This window comes from Rhizocola hellebori (genome assembly GCF_016862955.1).
GTDB lineage: Bacteria > Actinomycetota > Actinomycetes > Mycobacteriales > Micromonosporaceae > Rhizocola > Rhizocola hellebori.
The window spans coordinates 68,846-91,532 of the sequence record NZ_BONY01000025.1 but is presented as its reverse complement, the minus strand read 5'-3'; the positions used below and the strand labels follow the sequence as shown (position 1 = coordinate 91,532).

Annotated in this window: 22 protein-coding genes and 1 pseudogene; 12 read left to right on the top strand and 11 right to left on the bottom strand. The window is 66.6% G+C overall.

Annotation, left to right across the window (positions count from 1 at the left end; translation table 11 throughout):
* Positions 1-66: 66 nt before the first annotated feature.
* The 6 genes and pseudogenes from Rhe02_RS21380 (at position 67) to Rhe02_RS21360 (ending at position 6,441) form a co-directional block, all read left to right on the top strand.
* Positions 67-2,052 (top strand): acyl-CoA dehydrogenase family protein, encoded by a 1,986-nt coding sequence (locus Rhe02_RS21380; protein ID WP_203910068.1) that lies wholly within the window; start codon positions 67-69, stop codon positions 2,050-2,052.
* Entirely contained in the window at positions 2,052-2,987 is a 936-nt protein-coding gene (locus Rhe02_RS21375; RefSeq protein WP_203910067.1) for an acyl-CoA dehydrogenase family protein, read from the top strand. The genes Rhe02_RS21380 and Rhe02_RS21375 overlap by 1 nt, the downstream gene beginning before the upstream one ends.
* A complete protein-coding gene (locus Rhe02_RS21370; RefSeq protein WP_203910066.1) occupies positions 2,968-4,098 on the top strand; it encodes an acyl-CoA dehydrogenase family protein in 1,131 nt (376 codons plus the stop codon). Before Rhe02_RS21375 ends, Rhe02_RS21370 begins: the two co-directional genes overlap by 20 nt.
* Positions 4,095-4,943: pseudogene (locus Rhe02_RS50775) on the top strand (bifunctional MaoC family dehydratase N-terminal/OB-fold nucleic acid binding domain-containing protein); the annotation flags it as partial. The gene Rhe02_RS21370 and the pseudogene Rhe02_RS50775, both read left to right, overlap by 4 nt.
* Positions 4,944-4,991: 48 nt before the next feature.
* Positions 4,992-5,303 carry a hotdog family protein gene (locus Rhe02_RS49915; protein ID WP_373320669.1) on the top strand — a complete coding sequence of 104 codons (312 nt, stop codon included), beginning with the start codon at positions 4,992-4,994 and terminating at the stop codon, positions 5,301-5,303.
* Positions 5,296-6,441 (top strand): lipid-transfer protein, encoded by a 1,146-nt coding sequence (locus Rhe02_RS21360; protein WP_203910064.1) that lies wholly within the window; start codon positions 5,296-5,298, stop codon positions 6,439-6,441. Before Rhe02_RS49915 ends, Rhe02_RS21360 begins: the two co-directional genes overlap by 8 nt.
* Here Rhe02_RS21360 and chsH3 read toward each other — a convergent pair.
* Positions 6,438-7,265 carry an enoyl-CoA hydratase ChsH3 gene (gene chsH3 / locus Rhe02_RS21355; RefSeq protein ID WP_203910063.1) on the bottom strand — a complete coding sequence of 276 codons (828 nt, stop codon included), beginning with the start codon at positions 7,263-7,265 and terminating at the stop codon, positions 6,438-6,440. The genes Rhe02_RS21360 and chsH3 overlap by 4 nt on opposite strands.
* 1 nt (position 7,266) lies before the next feature.
* Positions 7,267-8,892 (bottom strand): 3-oxosteroid 1-dehydrogenase, encoded by a 1,626-nt coding sequence (gene kstD, locus Rhe02_RS21350; RefSeq protein ID WP_203910097.1) that lies wholly within the window; start codon positions 8,890-8,892, stop codon positions 7,267-7,269.
* A gap of 28 nt (positions 8,893-8,920) precedes the next feature.
* On the opposite strand from kstD, the gene Rhe02_RS21345 reads away from it, so the two are divergent.
* Entirely contained in the window at positions 8,921-10,420 is a 1,500-nt protein-coding gene (locus Rhe02_RS21345) for an FAD-binding protein (RefSeq protein ID WP_239123960.1), read from the top strand.
* Here Rhe02_RS21345 and Rhe02_RS21340 read toward each other — a convergent pair.
* The 3 genes from Rhe02_RS21340 to Rhe02_RS21330 are packed head-to-tail and all read right to left on the bottom strand — an operon-like array spanning position 10,411 to position 12,743.
* Positions 10,411-11,373 (bottom strand): ferredoxin--NADP reductase, encoded by a 963-nt coding sequence (locus tag Rhe02_RS21340; RefSeq protein ID WP_203910061.1) that lies wholly within the window; start codon positions 11,371-11,373, stop codon positions 10,411-10,413. The genes Rhe02_RS21345 and Rhe02_RS21340 overlap by 10 nt on opposite strands.
* Positions 11,366-11,608 (bottom strand): hypothetical protein, encoded by a 243-nt coding sequence (locus tag Rhe02_RS21335; RefSeq protein ID WP_203910060.1) that lies wholly within the window; start codon positions 11,606-11,608, stop codon positions 11,366-11,368. Before Rhe02_RS21335 ends, Rhe02_RS21340 begins: the two co-directional genes overlap by 8 nt.
* 4 nt (positions 11,609-11,612) lie before the next feature.
* Positions 11,613-12,743: a 3-ketosteroid-9-alpha-monooxygenase, oxygenase component gene (locus Rhe02_RS21330; protein WP_203910059.1), complete on the bottom strand. Its 1,131-nt coding sequence runs from the start codon at positions 12,741-12,743 to the stop codon at positions 11,613-11,615.
* A gap of 87 nt (positions 12,744-12,830) precedes the next feature.
* Here Rhe02_RS21330 and hsaA point away from each other — a divergent pair, with 87 nt between their 5' ends.
* The 5 genes from hsaA to Rhe02_RS21305 are packed head-to-tail and all read left to right on the top strand — an operon-like array spanning position 12,831 to position 16,787.
* Positions 12,831-13,994: a 3-hydroxy-9,10-secoandrosta-1,3,5(10)-triene-9,17-dione monooxygenase oxygenase subunit gene (hsaA, locus tag Rhe02_RS21325; RefSeq protein WP_203910058.1), complete on the top strand. Its 1,164-nt coding sequence runs from the start codon at positions 12,831-12,833 to the stop codon at positions 13,992-13,994.
* Complete coding sequence (gene hsaD / locus Rhe02_RS21320; protein ID WP_373320668.1) at positions 13,991-14,809, top strand: 4,5:9,10-diseco-3-hydroxy-5,9,17-trioxoandrosta-1(10),2-diene-4-oate hydrolase; 819 nt, start codon at positions 13,991-13,993, stop codon at positions 14,807-14,809. The genes hsaA and hsaD overlap by 4 nt, the downstream gene beginning before the upstream one ends.
* Complete coding sequence (gene hsaC / locus Rhe02_RS21315; RefSeq protein ID WP_203910056.1) at positions 14,806-15,696, top strand: iron-dependent extradiol dioxygenase HsaC; 891 nt, start codon at positions 14,806-14,808, stop codon at positions 15,694-15,696. The genes hsaD and hsaC overlap by 4 nt, the downstream gene beginning before the upstream one ends.
* Positions 15,686-16,222, top strand: coding sequence for a 3-hydroxy-9,10-secoandrosta-1,3,5(10)-triene-9,17-dione monooxygenase reductase subunit (gene hsaB, locus Rhe02_RS21310; protein WP_203910055.1), 537 nt, complete (start codon positions 15,686-15,688; stop codon positions 16,220-16,222). The genes hsaC and hsaB overlap by 11 nt, the downstream gene beginning before the upstream one ends.
* A gap of 13 nt (positions 16,223-16,235) precedes the next feature.
* Positions 16,236-16,787, top strand: a complete 552-nt coding sequence (locus tag Rhe02_RS21305) for a hypothetical protein (protein ID WP_203910054.1) — start codon at positions 16,236-16,238, stop codon at positions 16,785-16,787.
* 10 nt (positions 16,788-16,797) lie between these two features.
* Here Rhe02_RS21305 and Rhe02_RS21300 read toward each other — a convergent pair whose 3' ends face one another.
* The 6 genes from Rhe02_RS21300 to Rhe02_RS21275 are packed head-to-tail and all read right to left on the bottom strand — an operon-like array spanning position 16,798 to position 22,666.
* On the bottom strand, positions 16,798-17,514 hold the full coding sequence (locus tag Rhe02_RS21300; protein WP_203910053.1) for a hypothetical protein: 717 nt from the start codon (positions 17,512-17,514) through the stop codon (positions 16,798-16,800).
* A gap of 5 nt (positions 17,515-17,519) precedes the next feature.
* Positions 17,520-18,410, bottom strand: coding sequence for an acyl-CoA dehydrogenase family protein (locus Rhe02_RS21295; protein WP_203910052.1), 891 nt, complete (start codon positions 18,408-18,410; stop codon positions 17,520-17,522).
* Positions 18,407-19,276, bottom strand: a complete 870-nt coding sequence (locus tag Rhe02_RS21290) for an acyl-CoA dehydrogenase family protein (protein WP_203910051.1) — start codon at positions 19,274-19,276, stop codon at positions 18,407-18,409. The genes Rhe02_RS21295 and Rhe02_RS21290 overlap by 4 nt, the downstream gene beginning before the upstream one ends.
* Positions 19,273-20,358 carry an acyl-CoA dehydrogenase family protein gene (locus Rhe02_RS21285; RefSeq protein WP_239123958.1) on the bottom strand — a complete coding sequence of 362 codons (1,086 nt, stop codon included), beginning with the start codon at positions 20,356-20,358 and terminating at the stop codon, positions 19,273-19,275. Before Rhe02_RS21285 ends, Rhe02_RS21290 begins: the two co-directional genes overlap by 4 nt.
* Entirely contained in the window at positions 20,355-21,185 is an 831-nt protein-coding gene (locus Rhe02_RS21280; protein ID WP_203910050.1) for an enoyl-CoA hydratase, read from the bottom strand. The genes Rhe02_RS21285 and Rhe02_RS21280 overlap by 4 nt, the downstream gene beginning before the upstream one ends.
* Complete coding sequence (locus Rhe02_RS21275) at positions 21,182-22,666, bottom strand: FadD3 family acyl-CoA ligase (RefSeq protein WP_239123957.1); 1,485 nt, start codon at positions 22,664-22,666, stop codon at positions 21,182-21,184. Before Rhe02_RS21275 ends, Rhe02_RS21280 begins: the two co-directional genes overlap by 4 nt.
* Positions 22,667-22,687: the final 21 nt, after the last annotated feature.

Sequence of the window (22,687 nt, the reverse complement as noted above, 5' to 3'; positions counted from 1 at the left end):
GCAAATGTTTCAAGAGCAGAAACGGCATGGTAGCCCCAGCATACTGAAACATGTTCTAATTTTGTTGTGCCGATCGCCATAACCGAGGAACAGCGGGCCATGCGGGAAGCTATCCGCAGCTCAGGGGCCTTGTCGTGGCCCGATCTCGGTGCGCTGGGGATCTTCGGGATGGCGATCGCGGAAGAGCTCGGGGGAGCCGGCGGCACCGCTGAGGACCTGGCGGCCGCACTTGAGCAGGTGACCGACTCACTGGCGCCCGGCCCGATCCTGTCGACGCTGGTGGCCGGCCTCGCGATCCCCTCGCCGGAGATGGCCGCGGGCAAGACGACGGTCGCTCTGGGGCTGGATCCGGGGAGTTTGACGCTGATCGGGGGCAGAGCGAGCGGCCGCACGCGGCTCGTTCTGGGAGCGGGGGAGGCCTCACAGCTCCTGCTCACCACGCCGGACGGGCAGTGGTTCCTGGTCGAGGCGGAAGATGCCGAGATCATCGCCAGCGAGGCGCTCGACCTGTCCCGCGGGTTGGGCGAGGTGACACTGTCCAATGTGGCCGCTACCGCGGTACCCGCGAGGGTGCTGGAGATAGCGGCCACGCTCTTCTGCGTTGAGGCGGCCGGGGTTGCGGGCTGGTGTGAGCGCACAGCCACCGACTACGCGAAGATCCGCCAGCAGTTCGGGCGGCCGATCGGGTCTTTCCAAGCGGTCAAACACCTGTGTGCGCAGATGCGATGCCGATACGAGGCGGCCATGGCGGTCGCCTGGGACGCCGCCCGCGCTCTGGACCAGGCGCCGCACGAGCATGAGCTCGCGGCCGCGGTGGCCGCCTCGATCGCGCTGGACGCGGCCGTCGACAACGCCAAGGACTGCATCCAGGTGCTCGGCGGCATCGGCTTCACCTGGGAGCATCCCGCGCACCGCTATCTGCGACGGGCGCTGTCGCTTCGCCACCTGCTCGGCGGAAGCGCGGTGTGGCGGATCAAAGCCGCTGAGCTTGCGCTCGCCGGGCAACGGCGTCACCTCAGCGTCGACCTGGGCGACACCAGCGCGATCAAGGCTGTGGTGCAAGGGATTGCCGCGCTCCCGGAAGAGAAACGCCGAGAAGCATTAGCCGACGCTGGGTACCTGACACCGCTTCGCGAGCCCAAGGACCAGCTGGCCGTCGACGAGGAGCTGGCGCGAGCCGGAATAGCCAAGCCAGATCTGGTCATCGGCGGCTGGGCGGTGCCCACCATCATGCGGCACGGCACCGAGGCGCAAAAGGAGCGCTTCACCGGCCCCACACTGCGCGGGGAGATCACCTGGTGCCAGCTGTTCAGCGAGCCCGAAGCCGGCTCCGACCTGGCCGCCTTACGCACCCGGGCCGAGCGGGTGGAAGGCGGCTGGCACCTCACCGGCCAGAAGGTGTGGACCTCGCTGGCCCGCGAGGCCGACTGGGCCATTTGCCTGGCCCGCACCGACCCAGCCGTCCCCAAACACAAGGGCATCACCTATTTCCTGGTAAGCATGGACAGCCCCGGCATCGAGATCCGCCCGCTGCGCGAGATCACCGGCAAGGCGGTGTTCAACGAGGTGTTCCTCGACGGCGTCTTCGTCCCCGACGACTGCGTGGTCGGCGCGCCCGGTGACGGCTGGCGGCTTGCCCGAAGCACCCTCGCCAGTGAGCGGGTGGCCATGGGGCGAGGCTCGTCGCTGGGCGAAGCGGTGGAAGGACTCCTGCGCGGCGCAGACGGGCCGAGCGAGCTCCTCGGTTCCCTCGTCGCGGAGGGGCTCTCGGTGTCGCTGCTGGACCAGCGTGCCACCATGCGCCAGCTCGCCGGGCAGGAAGCCGGTGCCGACTCGGCCGTGCGCAAGCTGATCGGTGTCCACCATCGTCAGGCCGTGGCCGAGGCGGCCCTGTTGCTGTGCGGGCCGCAGGCGGCCGCGGTCACCGAGCACACCGCCGAGCCCATCTACCAGTTCCTGCTGACCCGTTGCCTGAGCATCGCCGGCGGGACCACCCAGATCCTGCTCACGCTGGTGGGCGAGCGCGTCCTCGGACTGCCCAGGGAGGCTTGATGGACTTCACCCTCGATGAGGCGCAGGAGGTGGTCGCTCGGGTGAGCGCCGACGTGCTGCGGACCGCCGCCCCCGAGGAATCGTGGAAGGCGCTGGGGCAGGCCGGGATGCTCACTCTCGCCGCGCCGGAAAGCGTTGGTGGCGAAGGGCTGGGAGTTCTGGAAGTCGCCTTGGTGCTGCGTGAGGTGGGCCGGGCCGCGGCACTGGTGCCGGCGTTGCCTCACCTGATGACCGGCGTGATCCCCGTCGCGAGATGGGGGACGGCCGAGCAGCAGCAGGCGATGCTGACGGGCGAAAGGCTCCTGACCGCCACCCTGCATCGGGCCTCCTACGGCGATGGCGTCCTGAACGGCACGTGCCGCGGCGTGCCTTTCGCCGACACTGCCTACCGGATGCTGGTCCCGATCGAGCACGGAATAGCGGTGGTGGATCCAGCCCTGGCCCATCTTGAGCGCACCGTCACCTCCAGCGGCGGGCCGGAGTTTACGGTCCACTTGACCCGCACGCCTGTGGAAGAGGTGTGGGAGATGGATGTCCGGGAGTTTGAGGAGCTGGCGATCGCCGGGGCCTGTGCCCTGGGCGACGGGTTCCTCGCCGGGGCGCTGGAGCTGACCACCAACCACATCCGCACGCGGGAACAGTTCGGCAAGCCACTGGCCACGTTCCAAGCGGTGGCTGGGCAGATCGCCGACGTGTACATCGCCTCGCGCACCCTTCACCTCGCTGCGCTTTCAGCGGTGTGGCGGCTGCATACCGGTCGCGACGCATCCTCCGATGTGGACATCGCCGCGACCTGGCTGGCGCAGGAGGCCATGGCGGCCATGCGCACCTGTCATCACCTGCACGGCGGGATCGGCTTGGATGTCAGCTACCCGCTTCACCGGTACACGTCGATGATGAAGGACCTAATTCGGTATGTTCCTCGACCTGTCTGACGAACAGCTCGCCCTCCAGCAGGAACTGAGGGAGTATTTCGCCGCGCTGCTTTCCGTGCAGGAACGCGAGGTCATGATGACCGAGCGGCACGGCCCGGTCTATCGCGAGGTCATCAAGCGGATGGGCCGCGACGGCTGGCTCGGCGTCGGGTGGCCCGTCGATTACGGCGGACGCGGCTTTGGGCAGATCGAGCAGCAGATCTTCGTGAACGAGGCGGCCCGAGCCGATGTTCCCCTGCCGGCGGTCACTCTGCAAACCGTTGGCCCGACGCTGCAAAAGCATGGCACGCCGGAGCAGAAGGACTTCTTCCTTCCCAAGATCCTGGCGGGCGACCTCCACTTCGCCATCGGTTACACAGAGCCGGAAGCGGGCACCGACCTCGCCGCGCTCAAGACACGGGCGGTGCGCCAAGGCGACGAGTATGTCGTGAATGGACAGAAGACCTTCACGACCGGCGGTCACGATGCCGACTACATCTGGCTGGCTTGCCGCACCAACACCGAAGTGCCCAAACACAAAGGCATATCAATCCTCATTGTCGACACGGAGGACCCTGGCTATTCGTGGACCCCCATCATCACTTGCGATGGCGCGCATCACGTCAACGCCACCTACTACTCCGACGTGAGGGTGCCGGTCGGCCGCCGCGTGGGCAACGAGAACGAGGGCTGGCGGCTGGTCACCACTCAGCTCAACCACGAGCGTGTCATGCTCGGCCCGGCCGGAAGGATGGGCGCTCTTTACGATCGCGTGCACGCCTGGGCCGAATCCCAAGGCGTGTTGGGGGAGCGCGATGTGAGTTACGCGCTTTATCAGACGCGGGTGGCGATGCGGGTCAACGAGCTGCTGAATTGGCAGGTCGCCACCGCGGAAGAGGTGGAGATCGCCGACGCGTCCGCCACGAAAGTCTTCTCTTCGGAAAGACTCCAGCATCTGGGCGAGCTACTGGAAACCGCCGTTGCCCGGCACGGCGGGCCGGCGGATCTGGTGCGCTGGCTTGATGTGCAGACGAAGCGAAACCTTGTCCTCACTTTCGGCGGTGGGGTAAACGAGATTCAGCGCGAGCTGATCGCCACCGCCGGGCTGGGGCTGCCGAGGGTGCCACGATGATTGCCGAGACCGCGGCTCAGCTCAAACAGGCCGGCTATTGCACGCCGCGATCCGGGCGCGACCCGGTCAACCTGCCTATGATCAACAATTGGCTGGAAGCCATGGGGGACAACAATCGCCGCTATGCGGCGGAGGGCGTAGCTCCGCCGGCGATGGCTCAGGTGTGGACGATGCGAGGCCTGCACCCGGTGGCGACACCCGACGATCCGCTCTTCGCCATGACCGCGGTCCTCGACGAGGCAGGCTTCACCGCGGTGGTGGCCACCAACTGCGAGCAGACCTATCATCGCGAGCTGCGTCTCGGCGAGGAGGTCGCCGTGCGCAGCCGTCTGTCGGAAGTCGTGGGGCCGAAGAAAACCGCGTTGGGCGAGGGATATTTCGTCACCACGGAAAGCACCTGGTTCGTGGGCGACGAGCCCGTCTCGTCAATGCTTTTCCGGGTACTGAAGTACAAGCCCGCCGCATCGACGCCGTCCCCGGTCGCGGGTGACCCGATCCGGCCCGCGGTCAACAGGGACACGGCCTACTTCTGGGACGGCATCACCGCGGGCGAGCTTCGGATCCAGCAATGCTCGTCATGCGGGTCGCTGCGTCACCCGCCCGGCCCGATGTGCCCATCGTGCGGAGCCACTAAGCCGTCCTTCGTCGTGGCAAGTGGTGACGGCGTTGTCTACAGCTATGTGGTGCACCATCATCCACCTGTTCCGGGGCGGCGGCTGCCCTACGTGGTGGCCCTGGTCGAGCTGCCGGAAGGGGTCCGGGTGGTCGGCGAGCTGATCGGCGCCGAGCCGCGGGTCGGCATGCGGGTCGCCTTCGACGTCGCCGCCGGGCTTCCGATCTGGCGGCCGAAGTCCGATCTGCCGCCGCTCTCCATCGAGATCACGCCCACCTTCGTGGTCAGCTCCGCGCTGGCGACCCGCGACTTCCAAGATGTGCACCACGACCGTGACCTCGCGATCGCCAAGGGCTCCAAGGACATCTTCGTGAATATCCTCACCACCACCGGCCTGGTCCAGCGATTCGTCACGGACTGGAAACCGCAGGCGCGGGTGACGTCGATAGCCATCAAGCTTGGCGTTCCGTGCTACGCCTACGACATGCTCACGTTCAGCGGTCGGGTCACCAGCCCCACCACCATCGAGGTCGTCGGGCGCAACAGCCTCGGCGCCCACGTGACCGGAAGCGTGGAGGTGGCCGATGCTTAGCGGGAAGGCGGCGATCGCCGGGATAGGCGCGACCGAGTTCTCCAAGGACTCCGGACGCAGTGAGCTGCAGCTCGCCGCGGAGGCGGTGCGGTCGGCACTGGCCGACGCCGGGCTCCATCCGTCCGATGTGGATGGTCTGGTCACCTTCTCGATGGACAGCAACGCCGAGGTCGCGGTGGCGCGCGAGATCGGCGCGGGCGAGCTCACCTTCTTCAGCCGCATCGGCTACGGCGGCGGTGCCGCCTGCGCGACGGTGCAGCAGGCCGCGATGGCGGTCGCGACCGGGGTGGCCTCGGTCGTGGTGTGCTACCGCGCCTTGAACGAGCGCTCCGGCCACCGCTTCGGCCAGGTCTCGCTGGCCGCCGCCAGCGCCCCCACCACGTCCGGCATCGACAACAGCTGGCACTACCCGATGGGCCTGGGCACACCGGCGGGCACGGTGGCCATGGCCGCCCGCCGCTATATGCACAAATATGGCGCGACTAGCGAAGATTTCGGCCGCGTCGCCGTAATCGACCGCCGCCACGCCGCCACCAATCCGCATGCCTGGTTCTACGAACGCCCGATCACCCTGGCCGAGCACCAAGCCTCTCGCTGGATAACCGAGCCATTGCGACTGCTCGATTGTTGCCAGGAGAGCGATGGCGCGGTCGCCATCGTGGTGACCTCAGCCGAACGCGCCCGCGATCTGCCCCGGCCACCGGCCGTCATCACGGCGGCCACCCAGGGCAGCGGCCCCGACCAGTTCACGATGACCAGCTACTACCGCGATGATCTCTCTGGCCTGCCCGAGATCGGCGTGGTGGCCCGTCAGCTCTGGGCACAGTCGCGCCTCAGCGCCGCCGACGTGGACGTGGCCATTCTTTACGACCACTTCACCCCCTACGTCCTTATGCAGCTTGAGGAGTTGGGCTTCTGCGGCCGCGGCGAGGCCCCCGCCTTCGTGGCCGAGGAACGGGTGCCCCTCAACACCCACGGCGGCCAGCTGGGCGAGGCCTACATCCACGGCATGAACGGCATAGCCGAAGGCGTCCGCCAAATCCGGGGCACCGCCGTCAACCAGGTCGCCGACGCGCACCACGTGCTCGTCACCGCCGGCACTGGAGTCCCCACCTCCGCCCTCATCCTGGCCCGCTAAGCGAGGGTGAGCAAAGCGTTGTCGAGGGCCGGGGCATGGTCGCGGTCGATGACGGTGGCCGCGACACTCAGGCGATCCTCGTCGCGCCATACGCTGACCGCGAGGGTCTCGCCGGGGAAGACGACGCCCGCGAAGCGGGTGGAGTAGCCGACGACACGGGTCACGTCACCATCGCAGAAGTGGTCGACGATCGCCTTGCACACCATGCCGTAGGTGCAAAGCCCGTGCAGGATCGGTTTCGGGAAACCAGCCATGGCGGCGAAGCCGGGATCGGCGTGCAGCGGGTTGAAATCGCCGCATAGGCGGTAGAGCAGCGCCTGGGTGGGGAAGGTCGCGACCGTGAGCACCTCGTCGGGGGCGCGTTGCGGGGTCGGCACAGCGGTCGACGGGCCGCGGACGCCACCGAAACCGCCTTCGCCCTTGACGAAAATACTGATCCGCGAGGTGAAGTACTCCGTCGTCGTCTCGGTGACGATGATGGCGGCCGAGCCCTTGTCATAGACGTCGGCGATCCGCGACGTCGCCGTCACCGCGCCGGAGGCGGGCAGCGGCTTGTGCATGGTCAGCTCTTGGCGGCCGTGCAGGGCGGAAACCAGGTCGACGTCGACCCCCGGCATTTTCAGCACGGGCGGCGTGGTGTCGCGCAGGGTCGGCATGACCATGGCGAACGTGGGCAGGACGGCGAGGTCTCGCTCGTAAACGTATTGCAGGCGTTCGTCTGTCGCGCCCAGCGCCAGATGATAGAGCAGCACGTCAGACGCGTTCCAGCTCAGGTCGCGGGAGGGAAGCGCTGCGCCGATGGCGATCTCGGGGTCGATGGGCATGTCACTTCTCCGATCGGGAAATCATGTCGAGCGCGGCCAGGTACCCAAAAGTCATCGCCGGCCCAATGGTGGCCCCGGCTCCGGCGTAGCTGTGCCCCATCACGGCCGCGCTGGCGTTTCCGGCCGCATACAAGCCGGGAACCGTCGTGCCGTCTTCCCGCAGCACCCTCGCCCGGTCGTCGGTGCGCAGACCGCCTTTGGTGCCAAGGTCTCCGGGGACCACCTTGATGGCGTAGAAAGGCGGTTTGGTCAGTGGCGCAAGACACGGGTTCGGCCGGTTACGGGGATCGCCATAGTAGCGATCGTAGACTGAATCGCCCTTATGGAAGTCCTCATCGACCCCCGCGCGGGCAAAAGCGTTGAAGCGCTCGATGGTCGGCTCAAGCGCCGCAGGGGGAACGTCTATTTGCGAGGCGAGCGCGGCCAAGGTCGGCCCCCGGAACACCACTCCCGCCTTGTACCAGCGGCCCGGCAAGGGTTGCCGCGGCCCGAGCCCGGCGAACAGATAGCTGTTGCGGTAGCGCTGGTCGAAGATCATCCAGGCCGGGATGCTTGCGGTGTCATACATCGCGTGCACGGCATCAACGTAGGGCGCGGCTTCGTTGACGAACCGCTGACCGGCGGAGTTGACGAAAACACAGCCGGGCAGGCTGCGTTCGCCAAGGCAGAAGTAGGGTCCGCCGGTCAGCGGAAATGATGGCCCCCACCAGGCATCGTCCATGAGATCGGTGGCCGCGCCCAGCTCAAGCCCGGCAAGGATGCCATCGCCGGTGTTGGCGGCCGCGCCCACCGTCCACTCTGTGCCGATCGGTGCACGCTGGTACTTCTTACGCATCTCGTCGTTGTGCTCGAAGCCGCCGGAGGCCAGCAGCACACCCTTGCGCGCGTGGATGACCCCAGCAGCTGTCCGGATTCCGACGACTCGGCCGTCGCGCAGCTCGAGGCCGGTCAGCGCGGTGTTCAACCGCAACGGGACATCCCTGGCCAGCATTCCCAGGCGCAGCCCCGCAGCGAGGGCCTGGCCCATGCTGAGCATCCGTCGCCCCAGCAGTCGCGACACGACGGTGCGCGCGCCTACTCGCACAGCTCGGAGCAGGGATCGGGGGTGTCGGGTGCCGAGACTCAACCATTTGTAGTCGGCTGCGGTTATGGTGACACCCTTGGTGGAAATGTAAGGAGGATTCAGGTTGGCCAGCTCGTCGCCAAGACCGCGCCCATCGAAGGGCACCGGCTCGATCGTTCGGCCGCTGGCGGATCCACCCGGAGTCTCGGGATAGTAATCGGCATAGCCCGGGACCCACGAAAAACGGAGGGGTGTATGGGACAGGACGAAGGAGAGCATCGCGGGGCCATGGTCGAGAAACGCCCTCTGCCGATCTGGCGTTACGTCCGAACCGACGACATGAGCCAGATACTCGCGCGCGAGCGCGGGGTCGTCGTGGACACCTGCCTCCTGCAGCACCTCGTTGCCGGGGATCCAGATGCCACCCCCCGAGCGTGCTGTGGATCCGCCGAACATGTTCTCTTTTTCGACCACCACGGCGCTATGCCCGTGGGCCACAACCGTTAAGGCGGCTGTCATGCCAGCGGCTCCGCTACCCACTACGACAACGTCGAACTCGTCCATGGTCACTAGAACAGGTTATAATTTTTGGGTGAGCCAGGGAAGGTCGACGATTGAGACCGACGTTCTGGTGGTTGGTTTCGGTGCCGCCGGCGCCTGCGCGGCGATCGAAGCCTCCGACGAGGGCTCTGAAGTCCTGATCATCGACAGGTTCGGCGGGGGTGGAGCCACCGCGCTGTCAGGCGGGGTCGTCTACGCCGGCGGTGGCACGCGCCAGCAGGAGCAGGCCGGGGTGGAGGACACCCATGAGGCCATGTACAAATACCTGCGCCGCGAGACCGACAACGTGATCTCCGCCGACACGCTGGGCGAGTTCTGCCGCGAGAGCCCGCGAATGCTTGAGTGGCTTGAGGAGCAAGGCGTTCCCTTCGACAGCAGCCTGTGTCCTTACAAGACCTCCTATCCGAACAACGACTATTACCTCTATTACTCGGGCAGCGAGCAGGCGTTCACCGAGGTCGCGACGCCCGCGCCGCGAGGGCATCGCACCTATGGCAAGGGCACGTCAGGGCGGCTGTTCTTCGACAAGCTTGCGGAGTCGGTGCAGCGCAGAGGGATAGAGGTGCTCACCCAGACCACCGCGCAGCAGCTAGTCACCGACGAGACCGGTCGTGTGGTGGGCGTCAAATGCCGTGCGCTGCGCCGTGGACGCGTGCATCGGGTGCTGAATCGCTGGTCTGCCAAACCGTTCCTCTATGTGCCCAAGGTCGGCCGGATGATGCATAAGGTCGTCGAATGGCTCGAGCATAGGCGCAGCGCGAAGACCATCACCATCATGGCGCGCAAAGGTGTGATCTTGGCGGCCGGAGGGTTCGTCAACAACCGCCACATGATGCGCCAACACGCGCCACGTCATCGCGGTGGCCTTCCCCTGGGCACGCCGGGAGACAACGGCAGCGGGATCAATATGGGAGCCGCGGTGGGTGGGGCGACCGCCCACATGGACAGGATTTCGGTGTGGCGCTTCCTGACCCCGCCGTCGGCCATGCTCGACGGGCTGCTCGTCGACCGCAACGGTCAGCGCATCTGCGACGAGACCCGCTACGGGGCCGCGATCGGGGACGCCATCATCCGCAACGGCGGCAAGGCCTGGCTCGTGATCGATGACGTGCTCATCGAAGAAGCCAAGGAACAGTTGAAAGAGCAAACCCTTTGGTTCCAAAAGCTTCAGGTGTGGTACCTGTTGCTGACCCGCAAGCGGGGGACGCCGGGGATAGACGCGCAGGCACTTGAGGCGACGATGAAGGAGCTTGACGACGTCAAGCCGCTTTATCCGCCTTATTCGCTGATCGACATGTCGATCAGGCCGACGATCGGCTTCCCCGCGCCGATGCTGACCCTCGGCGGGCTGGTGGTGGACGAGAAGACCGGCGGTGTGAAGCGGGCCAACGGCTCGGTGATCCCCGGCCTCTACGCCGCGGGCCGCAACGCGGTCGGGATCTGCTCCAACTCCTACGTGAGCGGATTGTCGCTGGCAGACTGTGTCTTTTCCGGTCGCCGGGCCGGGCGCAACGCCTCGGCTCAGTTGTAGGTCACCGAGACATCGTCGGTCAGCGGGACGGCCTGGCAGGCGAGGATGTAGTTGTCGGCGAAGTCCTCCTCTTCGAGGATCTCGTTGTTGAGCAGCTTCACCTCGCCGCTGAGGATCCGGCAGGCACACGCGGCGCAGGTGCCCTGGCGACACGAGTAGGGCGCGTTGATTCCCTTGCTCAGTAACAGGTCTAGCAGTTTGGTGCGCACCGGCCAGTCGAACTCGTAGTTTTGCCCGTCGATGGCGACGCGCACCCGGGCTGTGCGCTCGGAGCTGGGTTGTTCGGCGAAAGGGTTGTCGCTCAACGACTCGAACCGCTCGATGCGCACGGACCCGGCGACCGCCTCCTGCACCGCCGCCATGTACGGGTCGGGACCGCAGACGAACTTCTCGTACCCAGAAAATGGCTCAATCAATTGGCGAAGCGCGGCCACCGTGGGCGGGCCGTGATCGCAGTCGAGCCAATGGATCAGCCGGAACCGGCCGGGATGGGCCGCGGCGAGATCGGCCAGCTCCTGGGCAAAAATGATCGACGGCTCATCCCGGTTGGCGTAGATAAGCGCCACCTGGCCGGCGCCGCGAAGCAGCGCGGACTTGAGAATGGACATGACCGGCGTTATTCCGCTGCCCCCGGCGAACAGCAGCAGGTCGTCGTCGAGCGAGCCGGGGGTGAAGACCCCGCCCGGCGCCAGCAGCTCCAGCTCGGTGCCCGGGGAAACGTTGTCACAGAGCCAGTTGGAGCCGTGGCCGCCGAGCATCCGCTTTACGGTGATCTTTGCCGGCTCGCCGGTGAAGGGCGAGCTGCAAAGCGAATAGCAGCGCGCGACCTCGCCCACCCGCACGGTCACGAATTGGCCCGGCTGATAGGTCCAATGCGGGGGCAGGTCAAGCACAAAGGACTTCGCTTCGGCGGTCTCGTCGATGACCGCGGCCACCCGCACCCGCTCACCCATTGAGCAAGCCCAATCGGCCCAGTTTGACCGCGAGCTCGATGCTGTCGCGCAGGGCGAGGCAGGTCGGGATCTGGGCGCTGTCACCGATGGCGAACTCCGCGCACCTGTGCACCGCCTCGGTGCTCCATTGCACGCTGGTCTGTTGCAGGCTGTGCTTCTTGACCAGTACCGATGCCGTGCAGCGCCCGCATTCCACCGGCGTCAGCCCGCCGTGTAGATAGTCCGCGCGGTCCATGACGTCAAACCGACTCTGCCGCCCGGCGGGCGAGGTTCTCGGCGACCTCGGCCTGCCAGTGCTCGTTGGCCCGGGTCGTGTCGAGCTCGAACTCGAAGCGGGCCACCATTTCTTCGGAGACGTTCTCCACGTCGACGTAGAACTGCTCGTACCACCTGCGCAGCTGATAGACCGGTCCGTCCTCCGCGCACAACAGCGGGTTGTCGATGCGCGTCTTGTTCTTCCAAACCTCGACGTCCTGCTCGAAGCCGATGGTGAGGCTATCGGCGAACTTGACGGCCGCGCGGTCGGCCTGCTCCTTGCTCAGACCCGGAAGCTTCTTGACGATCACGCCCCACTGCAGCAGGAACGAGGTCGGCGTGATCGGGTAGTGGCAGTTGATCAGGACGCTCTCCACCTGCACGCCGCGAAAGTCGTGCCAGAGATAGTCAATCATGTAGGAGGGCCCGTAATAGGAGGCGTCGGAGCGCAGCTGGGCAGCCGAGTAGGCGGCGCCGGTCATGATGTCCGGTCGCGTCTTCGACACCATGTACTGCGAGGCGATGTGCCCCTCCAGAACATTCTTGAAGTAGGTGGGGTAGGCGAAGTGGATGTAGAAGAAGTGGGCCATGTCCACCACGTTGTCAATCACCTCGCGGCAGTTGGCCCCCTCGATGAGCAGGGTGTTCCAGCTCCACTGGCTCCACTCGTCGTCGTAGGCGCCCTCGATGCGCGGGATGGTGACCTCCGCGGGCGGCGGGTTGCCCTGCGGGTCGTTCCAGATGAACAGCTGCTTGTTTTGCTCAAGAGTCAGCCAAGCCCGCGTGCGAGCCCGCGGCGGGACCCGGTTGGCATAGGGCACCAGGGTGCATTTACCGTCGCCACCCCAGCGCCAATCATGAAAAGGGCAGGCCACCGAGTCGCCCTTGACCGTGCCCATGGACAGGTCGCCGCCCATGTGCCGGCAGTAGGCGTCAAGCACGTTCAGCTTGCCCTGCGCGTCGGCGAAGACGACGAGCTTGGTGCCGAAGGCCTGGATCGCGTGTGGACCGTTCTCGCGGAACCGGTCGGCCAGGCCCAGGCAGTGCCAGCCACGCGCGAACCTGGCCGGCACGCGGCCGACGTCAATGGTTCGGACACCGTCCTGGTCGTTCATCAGGCCTCCCAGCTATCGCTGACTGCTTGTCTCAAGTAGTCGACTCTTGCATACTAGAACAGGTTCTAATTTTGTGGGAGTGGTTCTATGACTGAGGTTCTTGACGGGTTGCGCGACCTGCAGCCGGTGTTTCGCGAGCGGGCACAGGAGGCAGAGGATCGCCGGGTGCTGTCCGCCGAATCGATCAAGTCGCTGGAGGAGACCGGCTTTTTCCGGCTGCTCCAGCCGAAGCTGTTCGGCGGGCTGGAAGCCGACCCGATGGACTTCTACACGGGGGTCCGGATCATTTCCAGCGCGTGCGGGTCGACCGGATGGGTTTCCTCCGTGGTCGGCGTGCACCCCTGGCAACTCGCGCTTTTCCCGGCACAGGCACAACAGGATGTGTGGGGCAGCGACATAAATACCCGAATGTCGTCGTCCTACGCGCCGACCGGCAAGGCGCAGCCGGTCGAGGGGGGTTTCCGGCTCAGTGGCAAGTGGAGCTTCTCCTCCGGGTGCGACCATGCGACCTGGGTTCTTTTGGGCGGCATGGTCTTCGGTGAGGACGGCAAGCCGGTCGACTTCCGCACCTTCCTGGTGCCGGCGCCCGACTACGAGATCAAGGATGTGTGGAACACGGTCGGGCTGCGCGGCACGGGCAGCAACGACATCATCGTTCAGGATGCGTTCGTCCCCGAGTACAGGTCGCTGAGCATCAACGACACCGCGAAGTGCGCGTGCCCGGGGCACGAGGTGAACGGTGGGGCGCTCTACAAGCTGCCGTGGGGTTCGATTTTCCCGTATGCGATCAGCATTCCCGTCGTGGGCATGGCGTACGGGGCTTATGACGCGCATGTGGCCCACCAGCGGGAACGGGTTCGCGTCGCCTATCTGGGCCAGAAATCGGCCGAAGACCCGTTTGCCCAGGTGAGGGTCGCTGAGGCGTCGAGCGAGCTCGACGCGGCCTGGCTCCAGCTGGAGCACAACATGGGTGAGCTGATGCAGCATGCCAATGCGGGAACGAAGGTTCCGATGAGCGTGCGCCTGCGCGTGCGGCGTGACCAGGTGCGAGCCACCGGCCGCGCGATCAACGCGATCGACCGGCTTTTCGAGAACTCCGGGGCGCGGGTGCTTGCTTCTGGTACCCCCATCCAGAGATTTTGGCGAGACGCTCATGCCGGACGCGTGCACGCGATCAATGACCCCGAGCGGGCTTTGTCAATGTTTGGGCAGGGCGAGTTCGGCGTGCCCTTCACCGACGCGTGGGTGTGACCGTGACGCTTAGCTATCACGAAGAGGGCAAAGGGTTTCCGGTCGTCTTCCTGCACGGCGGTGGGCCTGGCGCTTCCGGAGTGAGCAACTTCGGGCGCAACGTGCCCGTGTTCGCCAAGCAGTTCCGCGTCATCGTGGTCGACCAGCCCGGTTTCGGCAGGTCGGCCATGTCGGCGAAGGCGGGGCACTACTTCACCATCGCCGCGGCGGAAGTGGTCGATCTGCTCGACGAGCTGGGTGTCGAGAAGGCCCATCTGGTGGGCAATTCGCTCGGTGGGGGAACGGCGATGCGCCTGGCCCTGGACCATCCCGACCGGGTGGCACGGCTGGTGCTGATGGGCCCGGGAGGGTTGAGCGTCAACGTCTTCTCGCCCGATCCGACCGAAGGGGTGAAGCGGATCTATGAGTTCGGGGCGCCACCCGGGCCGAGCAAGGAGAAGCTCGCCGCCTTCCTGCGCACGCTGGTCTTCGACACGCGTCTGGTGACCGATGAGCTTGTGGCGGAAAGATTCGCGTCGGCGATCACGCCCGAGTCGATGGCCGGGATGGCGGCGATGGGCCGGACTTTCACCGATCCGGCAACCGCCGAGCAGGGCATGCTTTGGCGCGAGGCGCACCGGCTGCGGCATGAGACGCTGCTCATCTGGGGGCGCGAGGACAGGGTCAACCCGCTCGACGGCGCCCTGCTCGCGCTGAAACTGCTCAAGAAGGCGCAGCTGCACGTCTTCGGCGGGTGCGGCCACTGGGCGCAACTGGAAAAGTTCGACGAATTCAACCGGCTGGCCATCGACTTCCTTGCTGGGGGCGCACAATGATCCGTTCACTGGGGTACCTGCGAATCGAAGCCACCGATATCAATGCCTGGCGCGAGTTCGGGGTGAAGGTGCTCGGCATGGTCGAGGGCCGCGGACCCAACAAGGAAGCCCTTTACCTGCGGATGGATGACTTCCCGGCGCGGCTGATCGTGGTGCCGGGCGAACGCGACCGCCTCCTCGCCTCGGGCTGGGAGGCGTCCTCTTTGGACGGTATTCGGCAGGCCCTCGAAGGTGCCGGCATCGCGGTCAAAGACGCCGATGAGGCGGAGCTTGCCGACCGCAGGGTGATGGAGATGATCCAGTTCACCGATCCGTTCCGGAACAATCTGGAGATCTTCACCGGGGCCGCGCTGGAGCACCGGCCCGCCATCAGCCCGTATGGTCATCGATTTGTCACCGGCGCGATGGGCATGGGACATGTCGTGCTTCCGGCTCTGGACATGGCCGCCGCACTGCGCTTCTATACGGAGGTGCTCGGCTTCCGGCTTCGCGACTCGATGCGGATGGATCCGCGTGCCTTCGGCATGCCCGCCGACGCGCCGCCGATGTGGATGCGCTTTCTCGGCTGCAACCAGCGTCATCACTCGCTGGCGCTGGCGCCGATGCCGCTCCCGGCGAAGATCGTTCATCTGATGATCGAGGTCGACACCCTCGATGGGGTGGGCCAGGCGCTCGACCGGTGCCTGCGTAAGGGAATAACCCCCACCTCGACGCTCGGCCGGCACGCCAACGACCTGATGGTCTCCTTCTATCTGCAGACCCCCGGCGGCTTCGACGTCGAGTACGGCTTCGACGGCCAGCTCGTCGACGACCAGACCTGGATCGCGCGCGAAACCACGGCCATCAGCCTGTGGGGGCACAAGTTCGCGGCGGGTCATGGGCACTGACCGGTTCCGGCAGGTCCTCGGGCATTTCTGCACCGGGGTCACCGTGGTGACCGCGGTGGAGGCCGGTGGACCGGTCGGTTTCGCGTGCCAGGCCTTCGCCGCGCTTTCGCTCGACCCGCCGCTCGTGCTGTTCTGCCCGGGCGGCAAATCCTCAAGCTGGCAACGAATTGAACGCTCCGGCCGGTTCTGTGTGAACGTGCTCGCGGCGGGCCAGGAGAACGTCTCGCGGGTGTTCGGGACGGCCGGGGCGGACAAGTTCGCCAACGTGTCGTGGACGGCCTCTCCCGGCGGTTCGCCGGTCATCGAGGGCAGCCTGACCTGGATCGATTGCAGCGTCGTGTCGGTGACCGAGGCCGGGGACCATTTCATCGTCGTCGGCGCGGTCGACACCCTCGGCCCGGTGCTCGATGAGCAGCCGCTGCTGTTCTACCGAGGCCGCTACACCACCGCTTCCACCGCGCCGGCGGGGCCGCCGGAGGTCGTGGACACCCTCCTTTCCTGGCCCCGCCACACCGACTGGATATAGCTACACTGCCCCGATGCGTCTCCCCATCCTCATCCCCCTGGTCCTGCTGACTTCCGCTTGTGCCGCATCGCCGAGTGACCCTCCTCCCGCAGCACCGGTGGCGAAGCCGGCGTACCACGCGCCGGCCGAGGGGTTCTGCAAGAAATTGGACCTGGAAGCGTTCGCGGGCAAATACGGTCCTCTCTTGCCCATAGGCATATTCGAAGATCAGTCGTCTGGGCAGATACCCAGCCACACCTGCCAGGCCAACTTCTCGCAAGAGCGTTCTATTAGCAGTGGTGGCTCGGTGAACTTGCTGATCATCGTCTTTCCCACCGAAGAGGCCGCCATCGGCGGGTATACCCGAACTGCGGGATTGCCATCAGCCGCACAGGCGGAGGCCGGAGTGTCCGCCGATGAAGTGAAATGGACATCCTCGGCGGACACGTGGCAGCTGGTCATGCGCGATGACAACGCGGTAGTGACCGTGAAGGTGACCAGCAAAGACAGCCCCTTCGACGTCTCGCTGGCGGTGCCTCTGAAGGAGCTGGGTAATCAAGTGCTTGAACGCATGCGGGCCGCATGAAGGCGGGCGGCTAGCCGGGGAGGGCGCCGAGCAGGGCCAGGAACTCCCAGCGTTCTTCCTCATCGAGCGCCTCATAGATGGGCGCGTCACGGCGGTTGGTGTCGGCTTCGATCGCCTGGCGCTGTTCACTTTCGGCGGGCAGAGCGCGAAGCTCGCCGAGCGTCAGACCGGCTGCGGCCCACGCGGCGCGATGGGCATCGGCGCGATGGTGGCGCAGCGCGCCGAGACGGCTCGTGACCTGCAGCCCGAGCGATGCGTCGGCGGGTTCGTAGACCGGGGCGAGAGCCGAGAAGGCTGGACCGCCCGAGGCCGCGCCAGCCGCGAGCAGCTTGCCGAGAAGGTCGGCCAGCCGGGGAAGCGCGTCCAGGCCCGGCATGGTGGGGATGTTCTTGACGGCCCAGAATTCTTCCGCGCCTTCGCCTATCGCCCGCTGCAGGGCGAGCGCCAGGCGACGTCCGGTGTCGGTGAGGTGCCACGCTCCGGACTCATCGACGGTGGCGATGCCTTGCGCCAGCGCGTCGGTCATATCGGGATCGATGTAGGAGCTCGCGGCCGCGAAGCCTTCAGCCGGCATCGGGCGGGCCAGCAGGCCGAAATAGAAGCTCACGATGAAACCGGGGTCCAGCCCGAATTCTTCGACCACTTGACGGGTACGAGGCCGGGCTGCCGCCCGGACCCCGGTGTAGACGCGGTCGATGACCGGACGGACCAGTGCTGCGTAATCCATGGGCGCTAGCCAAGCACATGTCCGGCGAGCCGTGTGACATGGTGCCGGGGGTGGCCGAACAGCTCGGCGCTGCCGTGCGCCCGTTTGAAGTACCGATGGGCGTCGTGTTCCCAGGTGATGCCAATTCCGCCATGGATCTGGATCATCTCGGCGGCCACCTTGAGCAGCGTCTCGGAGCAGGTTACCTTCGCGACAGCGGCGCTGAGCGGGTCGCCGTCGAGGGCGGCCAGGTAGGCCGAGCGCGCTGTCTGTACCAGGACGTGGAGATCGGCCATGCGATGTTGCAGGGCTTGGAAGGCACCGATGGGCCGTCCGAATTGGACTCTGGTCTTGGCGTAGTCGACGGTGATCGCCAGCGCCTGCTCCGCGGTGCCGACCTGTTCCGCGGCGAGCGCCACGCAGGCCAGGTCGCGCATCCGGTCGGCGTCGAAGGGCCCGAGCACCTCCCCGCGCTGTTGGACGTATACCTCGATGAGCGGCCGGGTGTGGTCCATTGTCGGCAGGGGCGTGGAAACCGCCTGCGCCGCATAGAGCTGGCCGCCGCTGACGACGAAGAACAGGTCGCCGGGAAGGACGAAATCATCCCAGACCAGGGTCGGAGTGCACGCCCCCACAGCGATTTCGGGCAGCAGCCGCGCGCACGCCTCCTCGTTGCCGGTGGCCAGCAGCGCTTGGGTGGCAATGACAGTCGACAGCATCGGTGCCGGTGAGAGAACCCGGCCCAGCTCCTCCAGCACCACGCAGGCTTCGGCCATGCCCGCGCCCGCGCCGCCGAAGCGTGCCGGGATCAGCAGCCCGGCCACGCCAACCTCCGTGCAGAGCCGTTCCCAGGCCTGCTCGGGCCGCTTGGTCAGCAGGGCTCTTACCGCATCGCGAAGGAGGTCCAACTCGTTCATAGCGCCGCCATCACCCGGGCGCGGTGCTCGGCCGGGGTGCCCCAGACCGAGACCAGGGCACGGACTTTGCTGAACCAGATGCTCAGGTCGAATTCCTCGGTGTAGCCGATCGCGCCGTGTACCTGCAGCGCCGTGCGCGCGGCGAGGTAGGCGGCGTCGCCACAGGCCACTTTCGCCGCGGAGATGTCGCGGGCTGTGCCGGAGAAGGCGGCCGCGTACAGCAGCGGGCGGGCGAAGTCGAGCGCTATCAACACCTCTGCGAGCCGATGTTTGATCGCTTGCAACTGACCTATCGGCTGTCCGAATTGGACTCGCGACTTCGCATAGGAGACCGACATCTCCAGCAGCGCACGGCCAAGGCCGGAAAGCTGCGCCGCACAAGCCAGCACGCCGGCGTTGAAGGCGGGCTCGGTGAGATCACCGGCGGCGGGGAACAGGCGGCGAGTTCGGTCGACGCAGGCCGCCAGCGCGCCCGGCGTCCCGCCGAGGACGAGGTCGGCGATGTCGGCATCGAGATACCAGGGCGCGACGGTCGCGATGACCTCGCCAGAGGCGAGTCGTGGCAACCATTGCGGGGGCGCGAGCAACGGCGCCACGGCGATCGACTCGACCAGCGGCCCGGGAACGGCGTGATGGCCAAGCTCCTCGAAGGCCACCACCAGATCCATCGCGGTCGCCCCCAGCCCGTCGTGCGACTCGGGAATGGCCAGGGCGGTCACCCCCAGCTTTGCCAGCTGACGCCAGAGAGCCAGCCCCGAAGGGTGCTCGCCGCGGCCCCAAGCGCGAGCCATTGAGGGTGTATCTGCCGCGGCGAGCAGCTCATGGAGAGACGCCGCGAAGTCCCGTTGCTGCGCAGACGGTGTCATCGTGGCAATCCCAGGAGGCGTTCGGCAATCACGTTGCGCTGCACCTCATTTGTTCCCGCGTAGATCGGCCCGGCCAGCGCGAAAAGGTAGCCGTCGGTCCAGCGGTCGTCGTGGGTGGGCCCGAGCAGATCCAGCGCTGCCTCGTGCAAGCTAAGATCAAGTTCTGACCAGAACACTTTTCCTGTACTGGATTCGGCCCCCAGCTTCCCGCCGGAGGCGAGCCGGTCGACCGTGGCATGGGTGTGCCATCGGTAGGCCTGTGCGCCGATCCACGCGTCGACCACCCGATCGCGCATCGCGGTGTCGCGCGGGTCGCCGAGCTCGCGCCAGAGTTCCAGCAACCGGCCGGCGGCGGCGATGAACCGCCCCGGGCTGCGCAGCGACAGCCCACGCTCGTGGCTTGTCGTGCTCATGGCGACCTGCCAGCCCTGGCCCGGTTCGCCGATGACGTCGACGTCCGGTACGAAGACCGCCTCCAGGAATATCTCGGCGAACCCGGGCTCGCCGTTGAGCTGGGCGATGGGCCGCACGGTGACGCCCTGGGCGCGCAGGTCGAACATGAGGTAGGTCAGGCCGCGGTGCCGCTGTGAGCCGGGCTCACTGCGAAACAGGCCGAAGGCGCGATCGGCGAAGGCGGCCCGGGAACTCCACGTCTTCTGGCCGTTCAGCAGCCATCCGCCGTCGACGCGGGTGGCGGTGGACCTGATCGCCGCCAGATCGCTGCCGGCTTCGGGCTCCGACCACGCCTGCGCCCAGACCTGCTCGGCTCGGGCCATCGGGGGCAGCAGGCGATCGCGCTGTTCTTTGGTACCAAAGGAAAAGAGAGTAGGAGCTAGGAGAAACAGCCCATTCTGGCCGACCCGGATCGGGGCGTCGGCGGCCCAGTATTCCTCCTCGAAGGTCAGCCAGTCGTGCAGCGACGCATCCTGCCCGCCATATTCGGCCGGCCAGGTCACCACCGCCCATCCTGCCGCGTAGAGCTTGCTTTCCCACTCGCGGTGCGCCTCGTTGCCGGCCGCCGTGTCGAGCGATGGCAAGCGGTGCGGCACGTTGGCGGCCAGCCACTCGCGGAGTCCTTTCACGACGATGCCTTCATCGAGCGTGCGTCCATGCCGGCCAGCGAGTCGGGCGAGACCTCCGCATTGTGCGAGTGGCCCACGTGATGCAGGCCGAAGACCGAGTCCATGCCGTTTCGCATGCCCATCTGGTCCTCGCAAAGGTTGACGGCTCGTTTCGTCAGCGCCAAGCCAAATCGGGGCATCTTCGCGATCCGCTCTGCGATCCCGAAAGTCTCCTCGGCGAGCTGGTCGCGCGGCACCACCCGATTGACCATGCCCACTTCGTAAGCCCGTTGCGCGGGTACCCGGTCGCCGGTGAAGAGCATCTCCTTGGCGAAGCGCGGGCCGACGATCCACGGGTGCGCGAAGTACTCCACCCCAGGAATCCCCATGCGCACCACGGGATCGGAGAAGAACGCATCCTCGGCGGCCACGATGAGATCGCAGATCCAGGCGAGCATCAAACCGCCCGCGATGCATGCCCCCTGCACCATGGCGATGGTGGGTTTGGGCATGTCCCGCCAGCGGCGGCACATGCTCAGGTAGACCTCCATCTCGCGGGACATGCGACGGTCGGCGCCCGCCGCGGTGGTGTGGTCCCACCACATCACGGCCTTGCGGTCGAAGGATTGATCGACATCGCGGCCCGGCGTGCCGATGTCGTGCCCGGCCGAGAAGTGGTCGCCCGAGCCGGCGAGCACGATCACGGCGATCTCGTCATCGTCGATGGCGCGGGCGAACGCCTCGTCCAGCGCGTAGGTCATCGCCGAATTCTGGGCGTTGCGGTACTCGGGCCGGTTCATCGTCACGATCGCGGTCCGCTGCCGCTTCTCGTATAGCACGACCGTCATCTGAGTTCCTCCCGGAGCACGCGTTTGAGGGGCTTGCCGGTGGCGCTGCGCGGCAGGTCTTCCCGCACTTCGACCTCGCGCGGCAGTTTGTAGTTCGCCAGCTGTGAACGGCAGTGGTCGATGATGTCCTCGGTGGACAGTCGATGTCCCGGACGCGGCACGACAAACGCCTTGCCCACCTCGCCCAGCCTTTCGTCGGGAACGCCGATGACGGCCGACTCCGCCACGCCTTCCAGACGCGCGAGCACCTGCTCGACCTCGGCGGGATACACATTGAACCCGCCACAGATGTACATGTCTTTAAGCCGGTCGGTGATGGCCAGATATCCGTTTTCATCGAGCCTGCCGATGTCACCGGTGTGCAGCCAGCCCTCCGGGTCAATCGCCTGGGCGGTCGCCTCCGGGTCATCGAGGTAGCCGAGCATCACGTTGGGGCCACGTAGGAGGATCTCATCGTTGACGCCGAGCCTCACCTGCATCTGCGCTGCGGCACGTCCGGACGTGGCGGCGACCGTCGCGGGATCGTCGCCCACGCGGCACATCGTGGCCACGACCGCCTCGGTCAGGCCGTAGGCCGTCAGCACGGTTTCGAAGCTCAGCTCCCGTTGCATCCGCTCGATCAGGGCGACCGGAACGATGGCGGCTCCGGTCACGGCGAGCCGAAGCGTGGACAGGTCAAGTTCGTGGCGCGACGGATGGTCGAGCATGGTCTGGTAGATGGTGGGCGGCCCGGGCAGCACGGTGATGCGCTCGGCGTCGACCAGCCGCATCGCCTCGGCCACGTCGAAAATCCGTTGCGGCACAATCGTTGCCCCACTGAGCAAGCACGAGAGAATGCCGGCCTTGTAGCCGAAGCTGTGAAAGAAAGGATTGATGACGAGGTACCGGTCACCGCTGGATAGCCCGCCACACTCGGCCCACGATTGGGCGACGCCGAGCGACTGCCGGTGCGCGCTCATCGCCCCCTTGCTGCGCCCGGTGGTGCCCGAGGTGAACAGGATGTCGCTGACCTGATCGGGGCTCACCGCAGCCGCCCGCTCTTCGGCAGCGCTCAGGCTGGCGATGCCCAGCCGGCCTAGGTTGTCGAGGTCCTCGGGGATCCGCCACACGACCTCGGGCGGCTTGGGCAGCTCGGCCAACCGGTCGCGCCCGAGGAACGGTCCAATCACGACAAGCGCTCGCGCCCGGCTGCGCGTGATGATCTCCTGTGCTTCGGGCGCGGTGTAGCGGGTGTTGACCGGAACGAGAACCCCACCGGCATAGAGCGCGCCGAGCGCGGCTATGACCCAGTGATAGCTGTTGGGCGCCCAGATCGCCACTCGGTCTCCCGGCGCGATGCCCGCCGCGATGTAGGCGCGGGCCGCGGTCTGGACTCGATCATGCAGCTCGGCATAGGTGAGCCGCGGGCCGCCTGGCTCCGCTATAGCCTCGCCGAATTCCGTTGCGGCCCTTGCGAGGGCGGCCGGAATGGTGAGCTTCACCCTCTCCTCCAAACAAGCAAG